The 25502-nt window shown below is 74.8% G+C and carries 1 protein-coding gene; it reads right to left on the reverse strand.

Going from position 1 to position 25502, the window contains the following annotated elements:
* Complete coding sequence (locus OG570_RS36110; RefSeq protein ID WP_326953364.1) at positions 1 to 25476, reverse strand: type I polyketide synthase; 25476 nt, start codon at positions 25474 to 25476, stop codon at positions 1 to 3.
* Positions 25477 to 25502: the final 26 nt, after the last annotated feature.

Consider the following 25502-nt stretch of genomic DNA (forward strand, 5'->3'; position numbering starts at 1 on the left):
TCAGCCTTCCTGGTCGAAGGGGGACCCGGGTGCGTCACCGAGCCGGCCCAGTTCGTTGTCGATGAAGGCGAACACCTCGTCGGTGCTGGCCGCGTCGATCCGGTCGGTGACGTCTTCGGGCGCGGCCGCACCGCCGATCTTCGCCAGGATCCGGCGCAGCCGGGCCGCGACCTCCGCCTGGGCGACGTCGTCGGCCGAGCTGGCCTCCATCAGCTCGTCGAGCCGGTCGAGCTCCGCCGGCAGCGACGTCGCCGCGGCGGGAGCGGGCGCGAGCTCGGTCCGCAGGTGCCGGGCGAGCCCGGCCGGGGTCGGGTAGTCGAAGACGAGCGTCGCGGACAGCGTCAGGCCGGTGGCCGCCGACAGGCGGTTGCGGAACTCGACGGCGGTCAGCGAGTCGAAGCCGAGTTCGCGGAACTCGAGGCCGCCATCGATCCGGTCGGCCGGGTGGCCGAGCACGGCCGAGACCTGGGCCCGCACGAGCGTCAGCAGCGTCCGGTCCTGCTCGTTCTCCCGCATCCCGGCGAGCTTCAGGCGCAGGTCGCCGGCCGCGGCCCGGTCGGCTCCGGCGGCGGCGCTGCGCCGGCCGGGACGGCCGATCGGCCGCAGCAGCCAGGGCAGCTCGCCACGAGTGCGCAGCACGGGCAGGTCGACGAGCACCGGCACGAGCGCCGATTCCGTCGACGCGACAGCGCGGTCGAACAGTTCCGCGCCCTGCTCGCGGCCCAGCGGCGGCATCCCGCCGCGGACCATCCGTTCGCGTTCGGCGTCGGTCAGGTCGCCGGTCATGCCGGTGTCCCAGGCGCCCCAGGCCAGCGAGAGCCCGGGCAGACCGCGGTCGCGGCGCAGGTCGGCGAGGGCGTCGAGGAACGCGTTGGCCGCCGCGTAGTTCGCTTGGCCCGGCGTGCCGATGGTGCCGGCGACCGAGGAGAACAGGACGAACCCGGCGAGGGGCAGGTCGGCGGTCAGCTCGTGCAGGTGCCAGGCCGCGTCGAGCTTCGGCGCGAACACCGTGTCCAGGCGCTCGGCCGTCAGCGAGCCGACGACGCCGTCGTCGACGACCCCGGCGGTGTGCACGACGGCGGTGAGCGGGTGCTCGGCCGGGATGCCCGCGAGCAGCGCGGCCACGGCGTCGCGGTCGGCGACGTCGCAGGCCTCGACGCGGACGTCGGCCCCGGCCGTCTTGAGTTCCGCGACCAGTTCGGCGACGCCGTCGGCGCCCGGGCCGCGGCGGCTGGCCAGCAGCAAGTGGCGGGCACCGCCGGTGACGAGGTGCCGGGCGAAGACCCGGCCCAGGCCACCGGTGCCGCCGGTGATGAGCACGGTGCCGTCGGGGTCCCAGGTCGTCTCGGTGGTGTCGAGGGTCGCGCGGGCCAAGCGGGCGACGTTCAGGACGCCGTCACGCAGGACCAGCTGAGGTTCGCCGGTGGCGACCGCGGCACGCAGGACGTCCGCGTTGGGCTCGTCGACGTCGAGGAGCACGAACCGGCCCGGGTCCTCCGACTGGGCCGAGCGCACCAGGCCCCAGACGGCGGCGGCCGCGACGTCCGTGCGGCCCGGGCCCGCGGCACCGCGCGTCACGAAGACGACCTTGGTGGCCGAGTCCGTCTGGAGCTGTTCGAGCACCGACGCGGTGAGCGCGTGCGCGGCGGCTCCGGCATCGGCGTCACCGGACACCGGGACGGCGACCACTCCGGCACCGGACGCCACGGCGGCGGCCAGGTCAGGGTGCGTATCGCAGCCCAGGGTCTCGGCCAGGCCGAAGCCGTCGCCGACGACGGCCCAGGTGCTGTCGTCCGGCTCGGGGACCGGGACCGGCAGCCAGTTCAGGCGGAACAGCGGGTCGGCCGCGTCCGGCGCGGTGGCCGCGCGGAGGGTGACGCCGGTGGCCGAGAGCACGGGCTTGCCCGCCTCGTCGGCGATGGCGAGGGAGACGGAGCCGCCGCCGACCGGGGAGATCCGGACGCGGGCGCGGCTCGCGCCGGCCGCGTGCAGCGACACGCCCGTCCAGGCGAACGGCAGCCCGGCCGGGGCGCCTTCGCCGAAGCCGATGGCCTGCAACGCGGCGTCGAGCAACGCCGGGTGCAGCCCGAACCGCGCGGCTTCCTGGCCCTCGGGCAGCGCCAGCTCGGCGAAGACGTCGGCGCCGTCCTGCCAGACGCGGTTGAGGCCCTGGAACGCGGGCCCGTAACCGAATCCGGCTTCGGCGGACGTTTCGTAGAAGCCCGTCAAGTCCACTTCGGACGCTTCGGCGGGCGGCCAGGTCTCGGGCACCGGTTCGGCCGCCACCGCCTGCGGCGACAGCGTGCCGGTCGCGTGGCGGACCCACTCGTCGGTGTCGTCGGCGCGGGAGGAGATCGTCAGCTCACGACGGCCTGTGTCGTCCGGCTCCCCCGCGGCCAGCTGCAGGACGACGGCGCTGTCCGGCTCGAGGACCAGCGGCACGGACAGGGTCAGGTCGGCGACCGACGCACAGCCGACCTCGTCGGCCGCGCGGACGGCCAGTTCGAGGAAAGCCGCGCCCGGGAACAGGATCCGGCCGCCGATGACGTGGTCACGCAGCCACGGCTGGGTGGCCGCGGAGAGCCGCCCGGAGAACAGGACGCCGAGCGAATCGGCCAGCGTGACGGTCGCGCCGAGCAGCGGGTGGCCCGTCGGCGCGAGGCCGAGCCCGGTGGCGTCGCCGCCGGTGGCCGGCAGCGGCCAGAACCACTCGTGCTGGAACGCGTAGGTCGGCAGGGCGACGCGCTGCGCACCGGCGAAGTAGTCGTCCCAGCCGACGCCGACGCCGGCGACGTGCAGCCGCGCGATCGCCTCGGTGACCGCGGCCGCCTCGTCACGGTCCTTGCGCAGCAACGGGATCACGCTCGCGGACGGTTCGTCGACGGACGCGGACAGGGTCGCGTCCGGGCCCACCTCGGCGAAGACGGTCACGCCGGCTTCGGTGAGCCGCTCGACCGCGTCGCCGAAGCGGACGGTGTCGCGGATCTGGCTGACCCAGTACTCCGGCGACGTGACGTCCCCGGCCGAGACGACCGGCACCCGCGGCTTCGCGAACTCCAGGTTCGCCACGACCTCGCCGAACTCGGCGAGCATCGGCTCCATCAGGACGGAGTGGAAGGCGTGCGACACCCGCAGGCGGCGCCGCTTGGCGAACTTCGACGCCACCGCGACGACGGCGTCCTCGTGCCCGGACAGGACGACCGAGCCCGGGCCGTTGACGGCCGCGACGTCGACGCCCTCGCCGAGCAGCGGCAGGACGTCCGATTCGGACGCGCGCACCGCGACCATGACGCCGCCGGTCGGCAGCGCGCCCATGAGCCGGGCGCGGGCGGACACCAGGGCGCAGGCGTCGGGCAGGGACAGCACGCCGGCCACGTGGGCGGCGGCGATCTCGCCGACGGAGTGCCCGGTCACGAAGTCCGGGTGCACGCCCCACGACTCCAGGAGGCGGAAGAGCGCGACCTCGAAGGCGAACAGCGCGGGCTGCGCGAAGTCGGTGCGGTCGATCAGGTCCGCGTCGCCAAGAGCGTCCCGGACGGCCGGGTCGAGCTGGGCCAGGATCTCGTCGAACGCGCCCGCGAACACCGGGTACACCTCGTGCAGGCGGCGGCCCATGCCGATCCGCTGCGAGCCCTGCCCGGCGAAGAGGAACGCGACCGGCGGGGCGACCCGCGCCTCACCACGCACGACTCCGGCGGGGGTCTCGCCGGCGGCCAGCTCACGCAGGCCGCTGACCAGGCCGTCGAGGTCGTCGGCGACGACGGCCGCGCGCTGGGCCAGCGCCGCGCGCGTCACCGCGGCGGAGTAGGCGAGGTCGGCCGGGGCGAGCGTCTGGTCGGCCTCGATCCGGTCGGCCAGGCGCGCGGCCTGGGACCGGAGCGCCTCCGGAGTCCGTCCGGAGACGACGACCGGCACCGGGCGGGACAGCGGCGCGGACGGACGCGGCGCGGGCCGGTCGGCCGGGGCGGGCTGCTCCAGGATGACGTGAGCGTTGGTGCCGCTGATGCCGAACGACGACACCGCCGACCGGCGGACGCGGTCCACCTCGGGCCAGGAGGTGTTCTCCGGCACCAGCGAAACCGCGCCCTCGGTCCAGTCGACATGGGACGACGGCTCGGCCGAGAACCGGGACTGCGGGACGACACCGTGGCGCATGGCCTGCACCATCTTGATCACGCCCGCGACCCCGGCGGCGGCCTGGGTGTGCCCGATGTTCGACTTCACCGAGCCCAGGAGCAGCGGCGTCTCACGGTCACGGCCGTAGGTGGCGAGGAGGCTCTGGGCCTCGATCGGGTCGCCCAGCGGCGTCCCGGTGCCGTGGCCTTCGACGACGTCCACATCGGACACGCCGAGCCCGGAGACCGACAGCGCCTGGCGGATGACGCGCTGCTGCGACGGGCCGTTCGGGGCGGTCAGGCCGTTGGACGCGCCGTCCTGGTTGACGGCGGAGCCGCGCAGCACGGCGAGGACTTCGTGGCCGTTGCGCCGCGCGTCGGACAGGCGTTCCAGCATGACCAGGCCGACACCTTCGGCCCAGCCGACGCCGTCGGCGGAGTCGGAGAACGACTTGCAGCGGCCGTCACCGGCGAGGCCGCCCTGGGCCGAGAAGTCCACGAACGCGCCCGGCGTCGCCATCACGGTCACGCCGCCGGCGAGCGCCAGTTCGCAGTCACCGGCCCGCAACGCCTGCGCGGCCCAGTGCATCGCGACCAGCGAAGACGAGCACGCCGTGTCGATCGTGACGGCCGGACCTTCCAGGCCCAGCGCGTAGGAGACACGGCCGGACATCACGCTGCCCGCGGTGCCGATCCCGAGGAAACCGAGGGCCTCCTCCGGGAACTGCACGCCCTGGCCGTAGTCGTGGTACATCACCCCGGCGAAGACGCCGGTCCGGCTGCCCCGCAGCGACACGGGGTCGACGCCGGCGCGTTCGATCACTTCCCAGGACGTCTCCAGGAGGAGGCGCTGCTGCGGGTCCATCGCCAGCGCTTCGCGCGGCGAGATCCCGAAGAGCCCAGGATCGAAGCTTCCCGCACCACCGAGAAAACCGCCTTCACGAACATAAGAACGTCCCCGATCCGCCCCGAAGAGGCCACTCAGGTCCCAGCCGCGGTCGGCCGGGAAGGGTCCGACGCCGTCGCCGCCGGTCAGGACCATGTCCCACAGGTCCTCCGGCGAGGTCACGCCGCCCGGGTAGCGGCAGGCCATCGACACGATCGCGATCGGCTCGTCGGCGACCGGCGTGGTCGTGGTCCGCGCCCGCAGCACCGGCGCGGCGTCCGCGCCGGACAGCTCGTCGCGGAGGTACCCGGCCAGCACGACCGGCGTCGGGTGGTCGAAGACGAGCGTCGCGGGCAGCCGCAGGCCGGTGGCCGACGCGAGGTGGTTGCGGAACTCGACGGCGGTCAGCGAGTCGAAGCCGAGGCCGCGGAACTCGCGGGCGACGTCGACGGTGGCGGCGTCGAACCTGAGCACCGCGGCGACCTGCGCGCGGATGACGTCGAGCAGCACCTTCTGCTGCTCCCCCTCACGCAGGCCGGACAGCCGGTCGCGCAGGGCGTTCGCGGTCGGCGTCGACCGGCCCGCACCGCGGCGGCCCGGGCGGCCGACCGGGCGCACCAGCCACGGCGGCTCGGCCTGCGAGCGGATCAGCGGCAGGTCCATCAGCACCGGCACGAGCGCGGGTTCGCCCGATTCCAGGGCGCGGTCGAACAGCTCGCAGCCCTGCTCGACGGGCAGCGGCGGCATGCCCGCGCGGGTCATCCGGTCGCGGTCGGCGTCGGTCAGGGTGCCGGTCATGCCGGTCTCCCACGCGCCCCAGGCCAGCGACGTCGCGGCCAGGCCGCGGTCGTGCCGGTGGGCGGCGAGCGCGTCGAGGAAGGTGTTGGCGGCGGCGTAGTTCGCCTGGCCCGGCGAGCCGATCGTGCCGGCGACCGAGGAGAACAGCACGAACGCGGCGACGTCGCCGGCCAGCTCGTGCAGGTGCCACGCGGCGTCGGCCTTCGGGCGCAGCACGGTGTCGAGGCGAGCGGCGTCGAGCGAACCGATGACGCCGTCGTCGAGCACACCGGCGGCGTGCACGACGGCGGTGAGCGGCCGGTCGGCCGGGATGGCGGCCAGCAGCGCGGCGACGGCGTCGCGGTCGGCGAGGTCGCACGCCTCGACGCTGACCTCGGTGCCGTGCGCGGCGAGTTCGGCGACCAGCTCGACGAGCCCGTCGGCCGCACCGCCGCGGCGGCTGGCGAGCAGGACGTGCCGGGCGCCGTACTCGGCGGCGATGTGCCGGGCGAAGACCCGGCCCAGGCCACCGGTGCCGCCGGTGATGAGCACGGTGCCGTCGGGGTTCCAGGCGGCACTTTCACGTGAAAGTGCCGCATTCGGACGGCCGAGGCGGGCGACGCGGGCGGTGCCGTCGCGCAGCAGCAGCTGGGGTTCGCCGGTGGCCAGCGCGGCGGGCAGGCCGGGCAGGGACACGTCGTCGGCGTCGGCGAGCACGAACCGGCCGGGGTCCTCCGACTGGGCCGAGCGCACGAGGCCCCAGGCGGCGGCCGCGGCGAGGTCCGTCGGCGCGGTGCCGACGGCGCCGTGGGTCACGAAGACGACCCGGCCGAGGCCGCGTTCGCTCGCGGCCTGCACGACGGCCAGGACGTCGGCGGTGACGCGGCGGAGAGCGTCGGGGACGTCGCCGGTGCCCTGGACCGGGACGACGAGGACGTCCGGGTCCGCGGCCAGCGCGGCGTCGAGGTCCGGGTACTCCGGGCCGAGTTCGCCGAGGCGGGTGTCGTGGCCGAGCACGGCCCACTGGCCGTCCGCTTCGCCGGCGGGCACCGGCAGCGGCACCCAGTCCAGGCGGAACAGCGGCTCGGGTCCGGCGGCGGCCTGGGTCGTCGCGCGCAGCGTCAGGGCGTCGACCGAGAGCACGGGCGCGCCGGACTCGTCGGTCAGGGTGAGCGCGACGGCGTCGTCGGCGGCCCGGGTGATCCGGGCGCGGACCTTCTCCGCGCCCGTCGCGTGGAGCACGGCACCTGCCCAGGAGAACGGCAGGCCGCCGGGCACGGAGTCCACAAAGGACACCGCTTGCAGGACCGAGTCGAGCAGCGCCGGGTGCAGGCCGAACGCGTCGGCGTCCTCACCGGGCAGCTCCGCCTCGACGAAGACTTCGCCGTCGCGCAGCCAGACGCGCCGCAGGCCCTGGAACTCCGGGCCGTACGCGAAGCCGGCGCCGGCGAAGTTGTCGTAGAACGCGGTGAGGTCGACCGGCTCGGCACCGGACGGCGGCCACTCGGTGTCCGGCGCGGCGGTCGGCAGCGTGCCGGGCGCGACGATGCCGGTGCCGTGGCGGACCCAGTCGGCGTCCGGGCCCTCGGCCCGCGACGAGACGCCGACCTCGCGACGGCCCGAAGCGTCGGGCGCGCCGACGACGAGCTGCACCAGGCTGGCGGTGTCGCCGAGCACGAGCGGCGCGGCGACGGTGAAGTCCTCGACCTGGCCGCAGCCGACCTGGTCACCGGCCCGCACGACCAGCTCCAGGAAACCGGCGCCCGGGAACAGGACCTGACCGCCGATGACGTGATCGCCCAGCCAGGGCGTCGTCTTCAGCGACAGCCGGCCGGAGAACACCAGGTCACCGGACCCCGCGACCTCGGTGATCGCGCCGAGCAGCGGGTGCCCGGCCGCGGTCAGGCCGAGGCCGCCGAGCTGGCCCGCGCCGGCCACGAGCCGCGGCCAGAAACGCTGCCGCTGGAACGGGTAGGTGGGCAGTGCGACGCGCCGGGCGCCGGTGCCCTCGAAGAGCGCGGCCCAATCCACGGCGACGCCGCCGGTGTGCAGTGCGGCCAGCGCGGTGACGGCGGCCGTCTCCTCGTCGCGGCCGGCACGCAGCACCGGCGCGAGGACCTGGTCGTCACCGTCGACGAGGGCGGTGAGTACGGCGTCCGGGCCCAGTTCGACGAACGCGCTGACGCCCGCCCCGGTGAGCCGGGTGACGGCGACGGCGAACCGGACGGTGCCGCGGACCTGGCCGACCCAGTACTCCGGCGACGTGACATCGCCGTCGCACACCACCGGGACGTCCGGCTCGGCGAAGGTCAGCGTCTCGGCGACCGCGCGGAACTCGGCCAGCATCGGGTCCATCGCCGCGGAGTGGAAGGCGTGGGACACGGTGAGCCGCTTGGTCTTCTCGAACCGCGCGGCGACGGCCAGCACGGCATCCTCGACACCCGAGAGCACGACGGCCTCGGGTCCGTTGACGGCGGCGAGCGAGACGTCGTCGTTGAGGAACGGCCGGACGTCGTCTTCGGTGGCCCGGATCGCCACCATCGCGCCACCCGAAGGCAGGGCCTGCATCAAGCGGGCACGAGCGGCGACGAGCGTGCACGCGTCGGCGAGGGACAGCACACCCGCGCAGTGGGCGGCCGCGATCTCGCCGACCGAGTGCCCGGCGAGGAACGCGGGCCGCACACCCCACGAGCGCACGAGCCGGAACAGGGCCACTTCCAGCGCGAACAGCGCGGGCTGCGCCCAGCCGGTCTCGTCGAGCGCGGCCACGTCGTCGCCGAAGACGACGTCACGCAGCGGCTGCGGGAGGGCGGTGTCGAGGTGGGCGCAGACGGCGTCGAAGGCGTCGGCGAACACCGGGAAGCGCTCGTAGAGCCCGCGGCCCATGCCGAGGCGCTGCGAACCCTGGCCGGTGAAGAGGAACGCGGCCGTGCGCTCGCGGGCGACGCCGCGGGCGACCTGGTCGCCGGGGGCGAGCAGCACCGCGCGGTGCTCGAACGCCGCCCGCGTCGTGACCAGGGAGAAGCCGGTGTCGATCGGGTCGAGGTCGCGGGGCAGGGCCGCGAGCTGCGCGTCCAGGGCGGCTTCGGACCGGCCGGACAGCACCCACGGCACCACGCTCGGGGTGACGTCCCGGCGAGGTTCGACCGGCACGGAGACGGGCGCCTGCTCGATGATCACGTGGGCGTTCGTGCCGCTGAGGCCGAACGACGAGATGCCGGCACGGCGCGGGTGGCCGTTCTCGCGCCACTCGGTCGCCTCGGTGACCAGCCGGATGTCGCCGCCCGTCCAGTCCACGTGGGACGACGGTTCGGTGACGTGCAGCGTCGCGGGCACCAGTTCCCGTTGCAGGGCAAGGACCATCTTGATGATCCCGGCAACACCGGCCGCGGCCTGGGTGTGCCCGAGGTTGGACTTGACCGAGCCGAGCAGCAGCGGCCGCTCGCGGTCGCGGCCGTACGCGGCCAGCAACGCCTGGGCTTCGATCGGGTCGCCCAGCGTGGTGCCGGTGCCGTGGCCTTCGACGACGTCCACTTCGGACGGCTGCAGCCCGGCCGACGCGAGCGCCTGGCGGATGACGCGCTGCTGCGAGGGCCCGTTGGGGGCGGTGAGGCCGTTGGACGCGCCGTCGGAGTTGATGGCCGAGCCGGCGACGACCGCCAGGACGTCGTGACCGTGGCGGCGCGCGTCGGACAGCCGTTCCACGACGAGGACGCCGATGCCTTCGGACCAGCCGGTGCCGTCGGCGGAGTCGGAATAGGCCTTGCAGAGGCCGTCCGGGGCGAGGCCGTTCTGGCGGCTGAAGCCGACGAAGCTGACAGGGGTGGACATCACGGTGACGCCGCCCGCCAGGGCGAGTTCGCACTCGCCGGCGCGCAGGGCCTGGGCGGCGAGGTGCAGCGCGACCAGCGACGACGAGCACGCCGTGTCGATCGTCATCGCCGGGCCTTCGAGGCCGAGCGCGTAGGACAGCCGGCCGGACACGACGCTCGCCGCGACGCCGGTGCCCGCGTGGGCCTCGACGTCGGTGGCGGAGTTGACGATCACGCCGGCGTAGTCCTGGCCGTTGGTGCCGACGAAGACACCGGTGCGGCTGCCGCGCAGGCCGCTCGGGTCGATGCCCGTGCGTTCGACGGCTTCCCACGACGTCTCCAGCAGGAGCCGCTGCTGCGGGTCCATGGCGAGGGCTTCACGCGGGGAGATGCCGAAGAACTCCGGGTCGAACTCGGCGGCGTCGGGCAGGAAGCCGCCGCGGTCGACGTAGCTGCTGCCGCGGCCCTGGCCGCCGAGGGCGGTCATGTCCCAGCCGCGGTCGGCCGGGAAGCCGGTGATCGCGTCGCGGCCGTCGGAGAGCAGGTCCCACAGGTGTTCCGGGGTGCGGACGTCGCCGGGGAAGCGGCAGCTCATGCCGACGATGACGATCGGGTCGCCGGTGCCCGCGGCCGCGTTCGGCAGGAGCGCGACGGGCAGGTCGGTGCCGTCCCCGATCAGCTCGCCCAGGAGGAACTCGCCCAGCGCGGCCGGGTTCGGGTGGTCGAAGACGAGGGTGGCGGGCAGGCTCAGCGCGGTCGCGGTCTCCATCCGGTTGCGCAGTTCGATGGCGGTCAGCGAGTCGAAGCCGAGGTCGGAGAACGCCCGCGTGGCGCCGATTTCACCGGTGCCGGTGTGGCCGAGGACGGCGGCGACGTGGTCGCGCACCAGGTCCAGCAGGACGGTGCCGCGCTCGGCCGCGGGCGTCGTGAGCAACCGGGTGGCCAGCGCGCTGGTGCCGGGCGCGGGAGCCGCGTCCAGCTCGGCGACGACACGGCGGACCGCGGGGAGGTCGGCCAGCAGCGGGCTGCGGCGGATGCTGAGCAGCGAGCGCAGGACGTCGGCGTTCTGGATGTCGGCGACGACGAGCTGTGCGGCGGGCCCACCGGCGTCGGCGAGGACGGTGGCGGCCAGATCCGGGTCGAGGCCGCCGCCGAGGCCCGCGGCCATGCCGTCGCCCGCCCAGGCGCCCCAGGCGATGGACGTCGCGGCCTGGCCGCGGGCGCGCCGGGTTTCGGCCAGGGCGTCGAGGACGGCGTTGGCGGCGGCGTAGTTGGCCTGGCCGGGGTTGCCGACGGCGCCGGCGACCGAGGAGAACAGGATGAACGCGTCGAGGTCGCCGGCCAGCTCGTCGAGCAGGACGGCCGACTCGACCTTGGCGCGGAACACCGCGGCGAAGCGGTCGGGCGTCAGGCTGCCGAGGACGCAGTCGTCGAGCACACCCGCGGCGTGGATCACGGCGCCGGGGCGGTATTCGGCGAGCAGCGCGGTGAGCTGCTCACGGTCGGCGACGTCGCAGCGGGCGATGACGATCCGCTCGTCGGCGTCGGGCTCGCCGCCGGAACGGCTGGCCAGGACCACGCGCTCGGCACCCTGGCTCAGGAGCCACTTCGTGACGTGCCGGCCGAGCGCGCCGGTGCCGCCGGTGACGAGGACCGTGCCGCTGGGCTGCCACGGCGACGGCGCGGCCGCCGCGGGGGCGAGCCGACGCCCGTAGACCCCGGAGGCGCGGACGGCGATCTGGTCGTCGTCGCCTTCCAGCGCTCCGGCGAAGCGGGTGAGCAGGCGGGCGTCGAGCTCGGCCGGCAGGTCGGCGAGGCCGCCCCAGCGGCGCGGGTATTCGAGGGCCGCGACACGGCCGAGGCCCCAGGTCGCGGCCTGGGCCGGCGCGGTGAGGCGGTCGGCCGGGCCGGTGGTGACGGCGCCGCGCGTGACGCACCAGAGCGCGGTGTCCGCGCCGAGGTCGTCGAGGGCCTGGACGACGGCGGTGTTGCCGGTGAGGCCGGCGGACTCGTCGAGGGCGAGCAGCGAGACGACGAGCCCGCTGACCTGGTCGCGCAGGAGGTCGGCGAAGGTGTCGCGGTCGGCGCCGGCGGGGATTTCGACGGTCGTGCCGAGGGCGTCGGCGACCTGCCGCGCCCACGGGTCATCGATGTGGGACGCGGGGACCAGGACCAGCCGCTCCCCCGCCGTCGCCGGGGTCGCGTCCAGCGGACGCCACTCGACGCGGTAGCGCCAGCCGTCCACAAGGGACTGACGCTGCCGCCGGGCCCGCAGGGCGGACAGCGCGGGCAGGACGGTTTCCAGGGCCGGGGCGTCGACCTGGAGGTCGGCGGCCAGCTCGGCGAGGTCGCCGCCTTCGACGACGGCCCAGAAGGCGTCGTCACCGGTCGAGGCGCGGACGGCCGCTTCCGGCCAGTAGCGGCGGTGCTGGAAGGCGTAGGTGGGCAGGTCGACGGGCCGGGCACCGGTTCCGGCGAACCACGCGGTCCAGTCGATCCGGACGCCGGCGACGTGCAACGCGGCGACCGCGGTGGTGACGGCGGTGCGTTCGTCCCGGCCGCGGCGCAGGACGGGGACGGCGGTCGCGCCGGGCACGTCGACCAGGCCGGTGAGGACGGCGTCCGGCCCGACCTCGACGTACGTCGTGACGCCGGCGTCGGCCAGTTTCCCGACGGTGTCGCCGAAGCGGACGGTGGCGCGCACGTGCTCGACCCAGTACTCCGGCGACGTCACGTCCCCGGACGCGACGACCGGCAGCTGCGGCTGCGCGAACTTCAGGGCCGAGACGACCTGGCGGAACTCCGCCAGCATCGGGTCCATCAGGTGCGAGTGGAACGCGTGGCTCACCTTGAGCCGCTTGGTCTTCTCGAACCGCGCCGCGACCTCGAGCACGGCGGCTTCGACGCCGGACAGCACGACCGAGCGCGGCCCGTTGACCGCGGCGATGTCGACGCCGTCGGTCAGCACCGCGCGGACGTCCGCTTCGGACGCTTCGACCGAGACCATGGCGCCACCGGCCGGCAGCGCCTGCATGAGGCGGCCGCGCGCCGAGACCAGCGCGCACGCGTCGGCCAGCGACAGCACCCCGGCGACCTGCGCGGCGGCGATCTCGCCGATCGAATGACCCGCCACGTAGTCGGGGCGGATGCCCCACGCGTCCAGGAGCCTGGTCAGCGCGATCTCGATGGCGAACAGGGCCGGCTGGGCCCAGCCGGTCTCCGCGATCACGCCCGCGTCCGTGCCCCAGACGACGTCGCGCAGGTCCGGGTGGAAGTACGCCAGCACCTCGTCGAGGGCCTCGGCGAACACCGGGTACGTCTCCGCCAGCTCGCGGCCCATGCCGAGCCGCTGCGCGCCCTGGCCGGTGAACAGGAACGCCTGGACGGGCTGGTGCGCGGTCTCACCGGTGAGCGCCCCCGCGGCGGGCTCACCGTCGGCGAGGGCCCGCAGCGCGCGGACGGCGGTGCCGGTTTCGTCGACGACGATCGCCGCGCGGTGCGCGAAGCTCGTCCGGGTGGTGGCCGCCGCGAAGGCGACGTCGAGCAGGTTCGAATCGCCGGCCAGGACACTCAGGAGGCGTCCCGCCTGGGCGCGGAGAGCGTCCTCAGTTCGGCCGGAGACGAGCAGCGGCACGGTGGTCGCGGCCGGGGTCTCGCGCGGCACCTCCGGCGTGGATTCGGGGGCCTCGATGATGATGTGGGCGTTGGTGCCGCTGATGCCGAAGGACGAGATCCCGGCCCGGCGCGCGCGGTCGGCGGCAGGCCAGTCGGTGGCCTCGGCCACGACCTCGACGGCCCCGGCCTCCCAGTCCACATGGGACGACGGTTCGCCGACGTGCAGCGACTTCGGCACGATCCCGTGCCGCATCGCCTCGACCATCTTGATGATCCCGGCCACGCCGGCGGCGGCCTGGGTGTGGCCGAAGTTCGACTTGATCGAGCCCAGCAGCAACGGGGTTTCCCGGTCCTGGCCGTAGGTGGCCAGCAGCGCCTGAGCCTCGATCGGGTCGCCCAGCACCGTGCCCGTTCCGTGCGCTTCGACGACGTCGACGTCCGAAGTGGACAGTCCCGCGTTGGCGAGAGCCTGGCGGATGACCCGCTGCTGTGACGGCCCGTTCGGGGCGGTGAGGCCGTTCGACGCGCCGTCCTGGTTGACCGCGGAACCCCGCACCACGGCGAGGATCCGGTGGCCGTTGCGGATGGCGTCGGACTGACGCTCGACCACGAGCAGGCCGACGCCCTCAGACCAGCCGGTGCCGTCGGCGTCGTCGGAGAACGCCTTGCACCGGCCGTCCGGCGCGAGGCCGTTCTGGCCGCTGAAGCCCACGAAACCGCCCGGCGTCGCCATCACGGTGACACCGCCCGCGAGCGCGAGGGAGCACTCGCCGGAGCGCAGTGACTGCGCGGCCAGGTGCAGCGCGACCAGCGACGACGAACACGCCGTGTCCACCGTCATCGCCGGGCCTTCGAGCCCCAGTACGTACGACAGGCGGCCCGACGCGACGCTCCCGGCGATGCCGGTGCCCGTCTGCCCGCGCAGCTCGGCGTCCGTGCTCATCAGCAGGTCTGAGTACGACTGCCCGTTGGTTCCGACGAAGACGCCGGTGCGGGAGCCACGCAACGTCGACGCGTCCAGGCCCGCGCGCTCGAACGCCTCCCACGAGACTTCCAGGAGCAGGCGCTGCTGCGGGTCCATCGCGACGGCTTCGCGCGGTGAGATGCCGAAGAAGCCCGCGTCGAACTCGGTGGCGTCGTAGAGGAAGCCGCCCGCCTGGGTGTCGCTCCCGGCGAGGGAGGCGACGTCCCAGCCGCGGTCGGCCGGGAAGCCCGAGACGGCGTCGCCGCCCGAAGCCACCAGGTCCCACAGGTCGTCGGGGCCGGTCACGCCGCCCGGGAAGCGGCACGCCATCCCGACCAGCACGATCGGGTCGCCTTCCACGGCCGCGGTCGTCACGACGGCGTCGGCGCCGCGGGCGCCGAACAGCTCGCCCAGCACGAACCCGGCCACCGCGACCGGTGTCGGGTAGTCGAAGACCAGCGTGGACGGCAACCGCAGGCCCGTCACGCCGGCCAGCCGGTTGCGGAACTCCACCGCCGTCAGGGAATCGAAGCCCAGTTCGCGGAATTCGCCGGTGGTGTCGACGTTCTCCGGCGCGTGGCCGAGCACGGTCGCGACCTCGGCGACGACCCGGCCGGTGAGCACCCGCAGCTGCTCGGGCTCGCGCATCCCGGCGAGCTGTTCGCGCAGCGAGCCGCGGACGTGCGCGGCGTCGCCGCCGGCGCGGCGGCGGCCGGGCTGGGTGACCGGGCGCAGCAGCCACGGGAGTTCGCCCTGGGCGCGCATGGCCGTCATGTCCACGCGCATCGGCACGACGACGGCGCTCGGCGAGCGGGTGGCGCGGTCGAACAGCCGCATACCGTGCTCGACGGTCAGCGGCGGCACGCCCCCGCGTGCCATCCGCTCGCGGTCGGCGTCGCTGAGCGTGCCGACCATGCCGGTTTCCCAGCCGCCCCAGGCCAGGGAGGTCGCGACGCGGCCTTCGGCGTGGCGGTGGACGGCGAAGGAGTCGAGGAAGGCGTTGGCGGCGGCGTAGTTGCCCTGCCCGGCCGAGCCGACGGTGCCGGCGACCGAGGAGAACACGACGAACGCGGCGAGGTCGGCCTCGCGGGTCAGCTCGTCGAGGTGGACGACGGCGTCGGCCTTGGGCCGCAGCACGTGGTCGAGCCGGTCGGCGTCCAGGGACGCGACGACGCCGTCGTCGAGGACACCGGCGGTGTGCACGATCGCCTTGAGCGGGTGCTCAGCGGGGATCCGGCCGAGGACGGCGGCGAGCTGGTCGCGGTCGGCGGCGTCGCAGGCCTCGACCGTGACGTCGACACCGAGAGCGGTCAGCTCGTCACGCAGCTCCGCGGCGCCAGGCGCGTCCACACCGCGGCGGCTGGTGAGCACGAGGTGCCGGATGTCGTAACCGGCGACGAGGTGGCGGGCCAGCTCGCGGCCCAGGCCACCGGTGCCGCCGGTGATGAGCAGCGTGCCTTCGGGGTCCCAGCGCGGCGGCAGGGTCAGCACGATCTTGCCGATGTGCCGGGCGCGGCTCATGAACCGGAACGCGGCGGCGCTCTGGCGCAGGTCCCAGCTGCGGATCGGCAGCGGCGTGAGCACACCCTCGCCGAAGAGCCGCAGCAGCTCGACGAGCAGTTCCTGCGTCCGGTCGGGTCCGGCCTCGCCGAGGTCGAACGCGCGGTAGCGGATCCGGCTCAGCGAGGCGGCGTCGCGGACGTCGGTCTTGCCCATCTCGAGGAACCGGCCGCCGTCGGCGAGCAGGTTCAGCGACGCGTCGGCGAAGTCGCCGGCCAGGGCGTTGAGCACGACGTCGACGCCCTGACCACCGGTGACCCGGCGGAAGGCGGCTTCGAAGTCGAGGGTCCGGGAGGAGGCGATGTGGTCGTCGGCGACACCCAGCTCACGCAGGACGTGCTGCTTGCCGGAACTGGCCGTCGCGAAGACCTCGGCGCCGAGGTGGTGGGCCAGCTGGATCGCGGCCATCCCGACGCCGCCGGCACCCGCGTGGATCAGGATCTTCTCGCCCGGCCGCAGGTCGGCCAGGTCGACGAGCGCGTAGTAGGCGGTGAGGAAGACCAGCGGCACCGACGCGGCGGTGCGCGAGGACCACTCGGCCGGCACCGGGGCCACGTAACGGGCGTCGAGGGTGGTGTACGGGCCGAACGGGCCCGGCATCATGCCGAAGACGCGCTCGCCGACGCGGGCCGGGTCGACGCCGGGGCCGGTGGCCTCGATGACGCCCGCGCCCTCGGCGCCGAGCTTGCCGGCCTCGCCGGGGTACATGCCCAGGACGTTGAGCACGTCGCGGAAGTTGAGGCCGGCGGCCTCGACGCGGACGCGGATCTCGCCGGGTGCCAGATCGTCGAGGACCTCGGGGCACGTTTCGGCGGTCAGGCCGTCGATCCCCGCGGCACCGGCGGTGAGCCGCCACGCCGGTACCGCGGGAGGCAGGATGTCGCCGTTGCCGGCGAGGCGCCCGAGCCGGGCGACGCGGATGCTTTCGCCGCGGACGGCGAACTGCGGTTCGCCGGAGACGACGAAGCCGGTGCCCGGCAGCGCCGCGCCGGGTTTCAGGTCGACCAGGACGAACCGGTCGGGCTGCTCGGACTGGGCCGAGCGGATCAGGCCCCAGGCCGCGGCGGCGGCGAGGTCGGCGATCCGGTCGCCCGGGTCGACGGCCACGGCGCCGCGCGTCACGAAGACGATCCGGCCGGCGCGCTCGTCGGTGAAAGCGTGCTGCAGCACCGAAAGGACCCGCGCGGTGACCTCACGGACGGCGGTGAGGACGTCGCCGACACCCGCGACGGGCACGAGCAGGACGTCCGGTTCGAGGGAAAGGGCCTGCTCCAGCTCGGCGCAGCGCCGGGCGACGGGCGCCAGCAGCGGGTCGTCGCCGAGCAGCGCCCACGTGCCGGCCGGGGCGTCCTTGGCCAGCGCGGCCGGGACCCAGGTCGTCTGGAACAGCGACTCGTCGTCGGCGCTGCGAGGCGTGGCTTCGCGCAGCTGCAGGGATTCCGCCGACAGCACCGGCGCGCCGGTCTCGTCGGCGACGGCGATGGCCACCGACTCCTGGTCGACCGGGGTGATCCGGGCGCGGATCCGGGTCGCGCCGGTCGCGTGCAGGGAGACGCCGGACCAGGCGAACGGCAGGCCGGGGGCGATCGAGTCGAGCCGGTGGATGGCGTGCAGCACCGAGTCGAGCAGCGCGGGGTGCAGGCCGAACGCGTCGCCGTCCTCGGGCAGCGCGGCTTCGACGAGCAGGTCTTCGCCGTCGTGCCAGGCCTTGACCAGCCCACGGAAGGCGGGGCCGTAGTCGAGACCGTTGTCGGCTAGTTCGTTATACAGCGTCGTGACGTCCACTTCGGACGCGTTCGCCGGTGGCCAGTCGCCGACCGTGGCGGCCGGGCGTTCGCCGACCGCGACAACGCCGGCGGCGTGCTGCGTCCACTCCGCGTGCGGGTCGGTGCCGCGGGAGGAGATGGTCAGTTCGCGCAGGCCCGCGTCGTCGGGGCCGCCGACGGTGACCTGCAGCAGGGTCGGCTCGTGCTCGCGCAGCCACAGCGGCGCGGCGACGGTGAGGCTTTCGACGGCCGAGCAGCCGACCTGGTCGGCGGCGCGGACGGCGAGGTCGAGGAAGCCGGTGCCGGGGAACAGCACGTGCCCGCCGACGACGTGGTCGGCCAGCCACGGCTGCCCGGCCAGGGACAGCAGGCCGGAGAAGACGACACCGCCCGAGTCGGCGAGGTCGACGGCGAAGTCGAGCAGCGGGTGCCCGGCCGGGGTGAGGCCGAGGCGTTCGACGGCGCCGCGGCCCGGCGTCACGCTGGGCCAGTAGTGCTGGCGCTGGAAGGCGTAGGTGGGCAGGTCGACGGTCCGGGCGCCGGTGCCGGCGAACCACGGCGTCCAGTCGACGTCCACGCCGGCGACGTGCAGCCGGGCCAGCGCGCCGAGCACGGCGTCGGGCTCCGGGCGGTCCTTGCGCAGCAACGGCGTGACGACGGCTTCGGGCGCGTCGACCATCGCGGAGAGGACGCCGTCCGGGCCGACCTCGAGGAAGGCGGTGACGCCCGCTTCGGTGAGCCGGCCCAGCGCGTCGGCGAACCGGACGGTGTCGCGGACGTGGCGGACCCAGTACTCCGGCGAGGTGACGTCGCCGGTGGTGACGAACGGGATGCGCGGCTGCGCGAAGGTCAGCGTCGAGACGACCTCGCGGAACTCGTCGAGCATCAAGTCCATCAGCCCGGAGTGGAAAGCGTGGCTGACCTTGAGGCGCTTGGACTTCGCGAACCGGCCGGCGACGGCCAGGACGTCGGCCTCGACGCCGGACAGCACGACCGAGCGCGGGCCGTTGACGGCGGCCAGGGAGACGCCGTCGGTGAGCAGCGGGCGGACGTCGGATTCGGACGCTTCGACGGCGACCATCGCGCCACCGCGCGGCAGGGCCTGCATGAGGCGGCCGCGGGCGGTGACCAGGGTGGCGGCGTCGGCCAGCGACAGCACGCCGGCGATGTGGGCGGCGGCGATCTCGCCGATCGAGTGGCCGGCGACGTGGGCGGGCCGGACGCCGTGGGCCTCGGCCAGGCGGGCCAGGGCGACCTCGATGGCGAACAGCGCAGGCTGCGCCCAGCCGGTTTCGGCCAGGAGGCTCGGGTCGTCGCCCCACAGGACGTCGCGGACGCCGGGGTCGAGGTGGCCGAGGACCTCGTCGAGGGCCGCGGCGAACGGCGCCGACGTGGCGTGCAGCTCCCGGCCCATGCCGAGCCGCTGGGAGCCCTGGCCGGTGAACAGCAGCGCGACCGACGGGGTCGTGGTGGCCGCGCCGGTGGCGGCTTCGCGGACGCCGTCGAGGGTGGCGAGGAGGACGGTGCGGTGCGGGAAGCTCGCGCGGGTGGTGACGAGCGAGTGGCCCACATCGAGGCGGTCGAGGCCGGTCTCGGTGACCCGCGCGACCTGCGCGGCGACGGCGGCTTCGGTCTTGCCGGAGACGACCCACGGGACGACCGGCAGCTCACGGCGTTCGGCGTCCGGCTCGGCGACGGGCTCGGGCGCCTCGATGATGACGTGCGCGTTGGTACCGCTGATGCCGAAGGACGAGATGCCCGCGCGGCGCGCGCGGTCGGCGGCGGGCCAGTCGACGGCCTCGGAGACGACCTCGACGGACCCCGCCGTCCAGTCCACATGGGACGACGGCTCGCCGACGTGCAGCGACGGCGGCACGGTCCCGTGCCGCATCGCCTCGATCATCTTGATGATGCCCGCGACACCCGCGGCGGCCTGGGTGTGCCCGAAGTTCGACTTGATGGAACCCAGCAGCAGCGGCGTTTCCCGGTCCTGACCGTAGGTCGCCAGCAACGCCTGGGCCTCGATCGGGTCACCCAGCACCGTGCCGGTGCCGTGCGCCTCGACGACGTCGACGTCCGAAGTGGACAGTCCGGCGTTGGCCAGGGCCTGGCGGATGACGCGCTGCTGCGAAGGGCCGTTCGGGGCGGTGAGGCCGTTGGACGCGCCGTCCTGGTTGACGGCCGAGCCGCGGAGCACGGCGTGGATCCGGTGGCCGTTGCGGAGGGCGTCGGACTGGCGTTCCAGCACCAGGACGCCGACACCTTCGGACCAGCCGGTGCCGTCGGCGTCGTCGGAGAACGCCTTGCAGTGCCCGTCCGGGGCGAGGCCGTTCTGGCCGCTGAAGCCGACGAACCCACCAGGCGTGGCCATCACGGTGACGCCGCCGGCCAGCGCGAGGGTGCACTCCCCCGAGCGCAGCGACTGGGCCGCCAGGTGCATCGCGACCAGCGACGACGAACACGCCGTGTCGACGGTCATCGCCGGGCCCTCCAGGCCCAGCACGTACGAGAGGCGGCCGGACACGACGCTGCCGGCGATGCCGGTGCCGGTCTGGCCGCGCATGTCGACGTCGGCGGTGAGGAACAGGTCGGAGTACGACTGGCCGTTGGTGCCGACGAACACGCCGGTCCGGGAGCCGCGCAGGCCGGTGGCGTCGAGGCCGGCGCGTTCGAACGCCTCCCACGACACTTCCAGCAGCAGGCGCTGCTGCGGGTCCATCGACATCGCCTCGCGCGGCGAGATGCCGAAGAAGCCCGCGTCGAACTCGGCCGCGTCGTAGAGGAAACCCCCGGCGCGGGTGTCGGAGGCGGCCAGCGCCGCGACGTCCCAGCCGCGGTCGACCGGGAAGCCCGAGACGGCGTCGCCGCCCGAGACGACCAGGTCCCACAGGTCCTCGGGACCGGCGATGCCGCCGGGGAAGCGGCAGGCGACGCCGACCACGACGACCGGGTCGTCCGCGAGCGCGCCCGTGTTCGCCACGACGTCGTCGACGCCGCGGGCGCCGAACAGCTCGCCCAGCACGAACTGCGCGACGGCCGTCGGGGTCGGGTGGTCGAAGACGAGCGTCGCGGGCAGGCGCAGGCCCGTGACGGTGGCCAGCTTGTTGCGGAACTCGACCGCGGTCAGCGAGTCGAAACCCAGGTCGGAGAACGACTTCCCGGCGCCGACGGCGGTGGCGTCGGCGTGGCCGAGCACCGTGGCGGCGCGGCTGCGGACCAGGTCGACGACGGCGGTGAGCCGGTCGGCCTCGGACAGCTCGCGCAGGCCGCGGGCGAGGTCACCGGCGGCCGCGGAGGTGGCGACGGCGGCCGAGCGGCGGGTGCCGCCGACCAGGCCGCGCAGCAGCGGCGGGAGCTCGTCGAGCAGGCGCAGCGCGGCGAGGTCGACGGCGACCGGGACGACGAGCGCGTGCGGCAGGGTCAGGGCGGTGTCGAAGAGCGCGAGGCCGTGATCGAGTTCGAGGGGCGGCATGCCGGTGCGGGCCATCCGCGCGCGGTCGGCCTCCGACAGGGAGCCGGCCATGCCGCCTTCGACGGCCCACGAGCCCCAGGCCAGGGAGAGGCCGGGCAGGCCGGTGGCACGGCGGTGGGCCGCGAGGGCGTCGAGGAAGCTGTTGGCGGCGGCGTAGTTGCCCTGCCCGGCGCCGCCCATGATCCCGGCGACGGAGGAGAACAGCACGAACGCGGCGACGTCGCCGGCCAGCTCGTGCAGGTGCCACGCGGACGCGGCCTTGGCATTCAGGACACGAGTCAGCCGCTCGGGCGTGAGCGCGGTGACGACGCCGTCGTCGAGGACACCGGCCGCGTGCACGACGGCGGTGAGCGGGTGCTCGGCCGGGATCGCGGCGAGAGCGGTTTCGAGCGCCGCGCGGTCGGCGACGTCGCAGGCGGCGACGGTCGCGTCGACCCCGAGGGCGGCCAGGTCGTCGCGGAGGTCCTGCGCGCCCGGAGCGTCCGGGCCGCGACGGCTGAGCAGGAGCAAGTGCCGGACGCCGTGCTCGCGCACGAGGTGCCGGGCGAGTTCGGCGCCGAGGCCGCCGGTGCCGCCGGTGATCAGGACGGTGCCGTCCGGGTTCCACGCGCGTGCTTCGGCGCCGGTCATCCGGGCCCGGGCGAGTCTCGCCGCGCGGACGTCGTCGCCGCGCAGCGCGAGCTGCGGTTCGTCGAGCGCGAGGGCCCGCGCCACCGCGTCGGCCGACGTCTCGGCGTCGACGTCCACCAGCACGAACCGGCCCGGGTTCTCGGCCTGGGCGGTGCGGATCAGGCCCCAGACGGCCGCCGCGGCGAGGTCGTGGATCGGCTCGCCGTCCTCGGCCGCCACAGCGCCTTCCGTCACGAACGCCAGCCGGGCGTGCGCGAACCGTTCGTCGGCCAGCCACTCCTGGGCCAGCACCAGGGCCCGCGTCGCCAAGCCGTCCAGCGGGTCCGACGCCGTGAGCCGGACCGTGACGACGGCCGGGACGTCGGCCAGGTCGGCGAGCGGGCCGGTCAGCTCGGTGACGACGACGGCGTCCGGCGGGAGCACGACCGGCGCCCAGCGCGGCTCGAACAGCGAGTCCGCACCGGTGAACGTCACGGTGCCGAGGTCTTCCGCGTGGACGGACCCGACCGACGCGACGGGCTGCCCGGCCGCATCGGCCATGGCCAGCGAAACGCCGTCCTCGCCGTGGCGGATCCGGACGCGCACCCGGGCCGCGCCCGCGGCGTGCAGCGTCACCCGGGTCCACCGCGCCGGGTAGCCCCGCAGCCCGGCCGCCTGCAGCGTGCTCTCCAGCAGCCGCGGGTGCAGCCCGAACGCCGTGGTCTCGTCCTCGCCGAAGGCGACCTCGGCGAACACGTCGTCGCCGCGGCGCCACAGGCCGCGCAGCTCCGGGACGTCCGACGTCAGCTCTTCGGCGTCGGCCGGCGGCCACTCGGCCGTGGCGAAGTCTTCGTGGTGCCCGCCGGTGGCGAGCACGCCTTCGGCGCGGCGGACCCAGCTGCCGACGACCGACCCGGCGGGCCGGGTGTGGATGTCGAGGCGGCGGCGGCCGGTCGCGTCCGGCTCCCCCACCGACAGCTGCAGGTCGACGGCCTCGTCGGCGGCCGGCTCCAGCGGCGCGCCGAGGGTGAGTTCCTCCACCAGGTCGCAGCCCAGGTCGAGCCCGGCCCGCAGGGCCAGCTCGAGGAATCCGCTGCCGGGGAACCGCGTGTCGGTCAGCCACGGGTGCGTGCGCGCGGACAGCCGGCCGGTGAGCAGCAGGCCGTCGGACTCGGCGAGGGTGAGCGACGCGCCGAGCAGCGGGTGCTGCACCGGCGTCAGGCCGAGCCCGGCCGCGTCGGTAACCGCGTCCACAGTGGACGGCCAGTACCGCTCGCTCTGGAACGGGTAGGTCGGCAGGGCCACGGGCCGCGCGCCGGTGCCGGCGAAGAACGCCGTCCAGTCGATCCGGACACCCGCGGTGTGCAGGGCGGCCAGCGCGGCCGTCAGCGTCTCGGGCTCGTCGAGGTCCTTGCGCAGCACCGGGATCGCGGTGACGTCGTCGGCGGTCAGGCCGATCAACGGGGTGAGCACGGCGGCCGGGCCCAGCTCGGCGAACACCGTCGCGCCCCGCTCGGCGAGCCGGCGCACGGCGTCGCCGAAACGAACCGGCTCGCGGACGTGGCTCACCCAGTACTCGGCCGAGGTGACGTCGCCACCGGCGACGAACGGGAGCACCGGCTCGGCGAAGGTCAGGCCGCTGACGATCTGCCGGAAGTCGCCCAGCATCGGGTCCATCAGGCGCGAGTGGAAGGCGTGCGACACGGCCAGCCGGCGCGGCCGGTCGAACCGCTCGGCCACGGCGAGCACGGCGTCTTCGGTGCCGGACAGCACCACCGACGTCGGCCCGTTGACCGCGGCGACGCACACGTCGTCGCCCAGGTACGGCCGGACGTCGTCTTCGGACGCCCGCACGGCCACCATCGCGCCGCCCGCGGGCAGCGCCTGCATCAGCCGGGCGCGCGCGCTGACCAGCACACAGGCGTCGTTCAGGGACAGCACACCGGAGACGTGCGCAGCGGCGATCTCGCCGACGGAGTGCCCGGCGACGAAGTCGGGCCGCACGCCCCAGGACTCCAGCAAGCGGAACAGGGCCACTTCCACGGCGAACAGCGCGGGCTGCGCGTGCCCGGTCTCGTCGAGGGCAGCGGTGTCGGCGCCGGCCAGCACCTCGCGGACGCGCGGGTCGAGCAGGTCGAGCGTCGCGGACAGGGCGTCGGCGAAGACCGGGAACCGGGCGGCGAGGGTGCGGCTCATGCCGAGCCACTGCGCACCTTGCCCGGAGAAGACGTAGGCGAGGGCCGGGGGCTGGTCGGCCGAACCGGTGACGACGCCGGCCGCTTCACCGTCGTCCAGCCAGGACGCCAGGGCGGCCCGCGGGTCGCTACCGACGACCGACAGCCGCTCCTCGAACGACGAGCGGGTGGTCGCCAGCGACCACGCCACGTCCAGGGGTTCGCGGTCTTCGGTGGCCGAGAGCACCTGGGCGACCTGGGCGCGCAGCGCGGCCGGGGTGCGCCCGGACAGCAGCCACGGCACGGGAATCGAGGCCCGCGGCATCTCCTCGGCAACCGGCGCCGGCGGGGCCTGCTCGATCAGCGCGTGGGCGTTGGTCCCGCTGACGCCGAACGACGACACACCGGCGCGACGCGGGCGGCCGGTCTCCGGCCACGGCGTCTGCTCGGCGGCCAGGACGACAGCGCCGGACTTCCAGTCCACATGGGACGACGGCTCGGCGGCGTGCAGGGTCTGCGGCACGACGCCGTGCCGGATCGCCTCGACGGTCTTGATGATCCCGGCGACCCCGGCCGCGGCCTGGGTGTGGCCGATGTTGGACTTGACGGACCCCAGCAGCAGCGGCGTCTCGCGGTCCTGACCGTAGGTGGCCAGCAGGGCTTGGGCCTCGATCGGGTCGCCGAGCTTCGTACCGGTACCGTGCGCCTCGACGACGTCGACGTCCGAAGTGGACAGTCCGGCGCTCGCGAGGGCCTGGCGGATGACACGCTGCTGCGACGGGCCGTTCGGCGCGGTGAAGCCGTTCGACGCACCGTCGGAGTTGACGGCGGTGCCGCGGACGACGGCGAGGACCTCGTGCCCGAGGCGCTGGGCGTCGGACAACCGCTCCAGCACCAGCACACCGACGCCTTCGGACCAGCCGGTGCCGTCGGCGTCGTCGGAGAACGCCTTGCAGCGGCCGTCACCGGCGAGCCCGCCCTGACGGCTGAACTCCATGAGCGAGCCGGGCGTCGACATCACGTTGACCCCGGCGGCGAGCGCGAGCGAGCACTCCCCCGCCCGCAGGGCCTGCGCGGCCAGGTGCACCGCGACCAGCGACGACGAACACGCCGTGTCGATGGTCACGACCGGGCCTTCCAGGCCCAGCGAGTACGCGAGCCGGCCGGAGATCGCGCTCGCGGCGATCCCGGTGCCCACCGAGCCGTCCGCGTCGGCGAGCGAGCGGACCATCAGGTAGGCGTAGTCCTGGCCGTTCGTCCCGGCGAACACGCCGGTCTTGCTGCCCCGCAACCGTTTCGGGTCGATGCCGGCGCGTTCGATGGCCTCCCAGGACACCTCCAGCAGCAGCCGCTGCTGCGGGTCCAGGGACACCGCCTCACGCGGCGAGATCCCGAAGAACCCGGCGTCGAAGTCGGCGACGCCGTCGAGGAAGCCGCCGGCCTGGCTGACGCTCATGCCGCGCTCGTCGACGCCGGCGCCGGTGACCGCTTCGAGGTCCCAGTCGCGGTCGGCGGGGAACGGCCCGATGGCGTCCCCGCCGTTCGCCACCAGGTCCCAGAGGGCCTCCGGGGAGCGGACGCCACCGGGGAACCGGCAGCTCATGGCCACGATCGCGATCGGCTCCGTCGACGCGGCCAGCAACTCCTGGTTCTGCCGCTTGAGCCGTTCGGACTCCTTCATGGCGGCACGGAGTGCTTCGACGACCCGGTCGTTCGGCGTGGACATGTGTCAGCTCCGTAGGTTCATCGGGA

The sequence above is a fragment of the Amycolatopsis sp. NBC_01286 genome (assembly GCF_035982555.1).
Lineage (GTDB): Bacteria > Actinomycetota > Actinomycetes > Mycobacteriales > Pseudonocardiaceae > Amycolatopsis.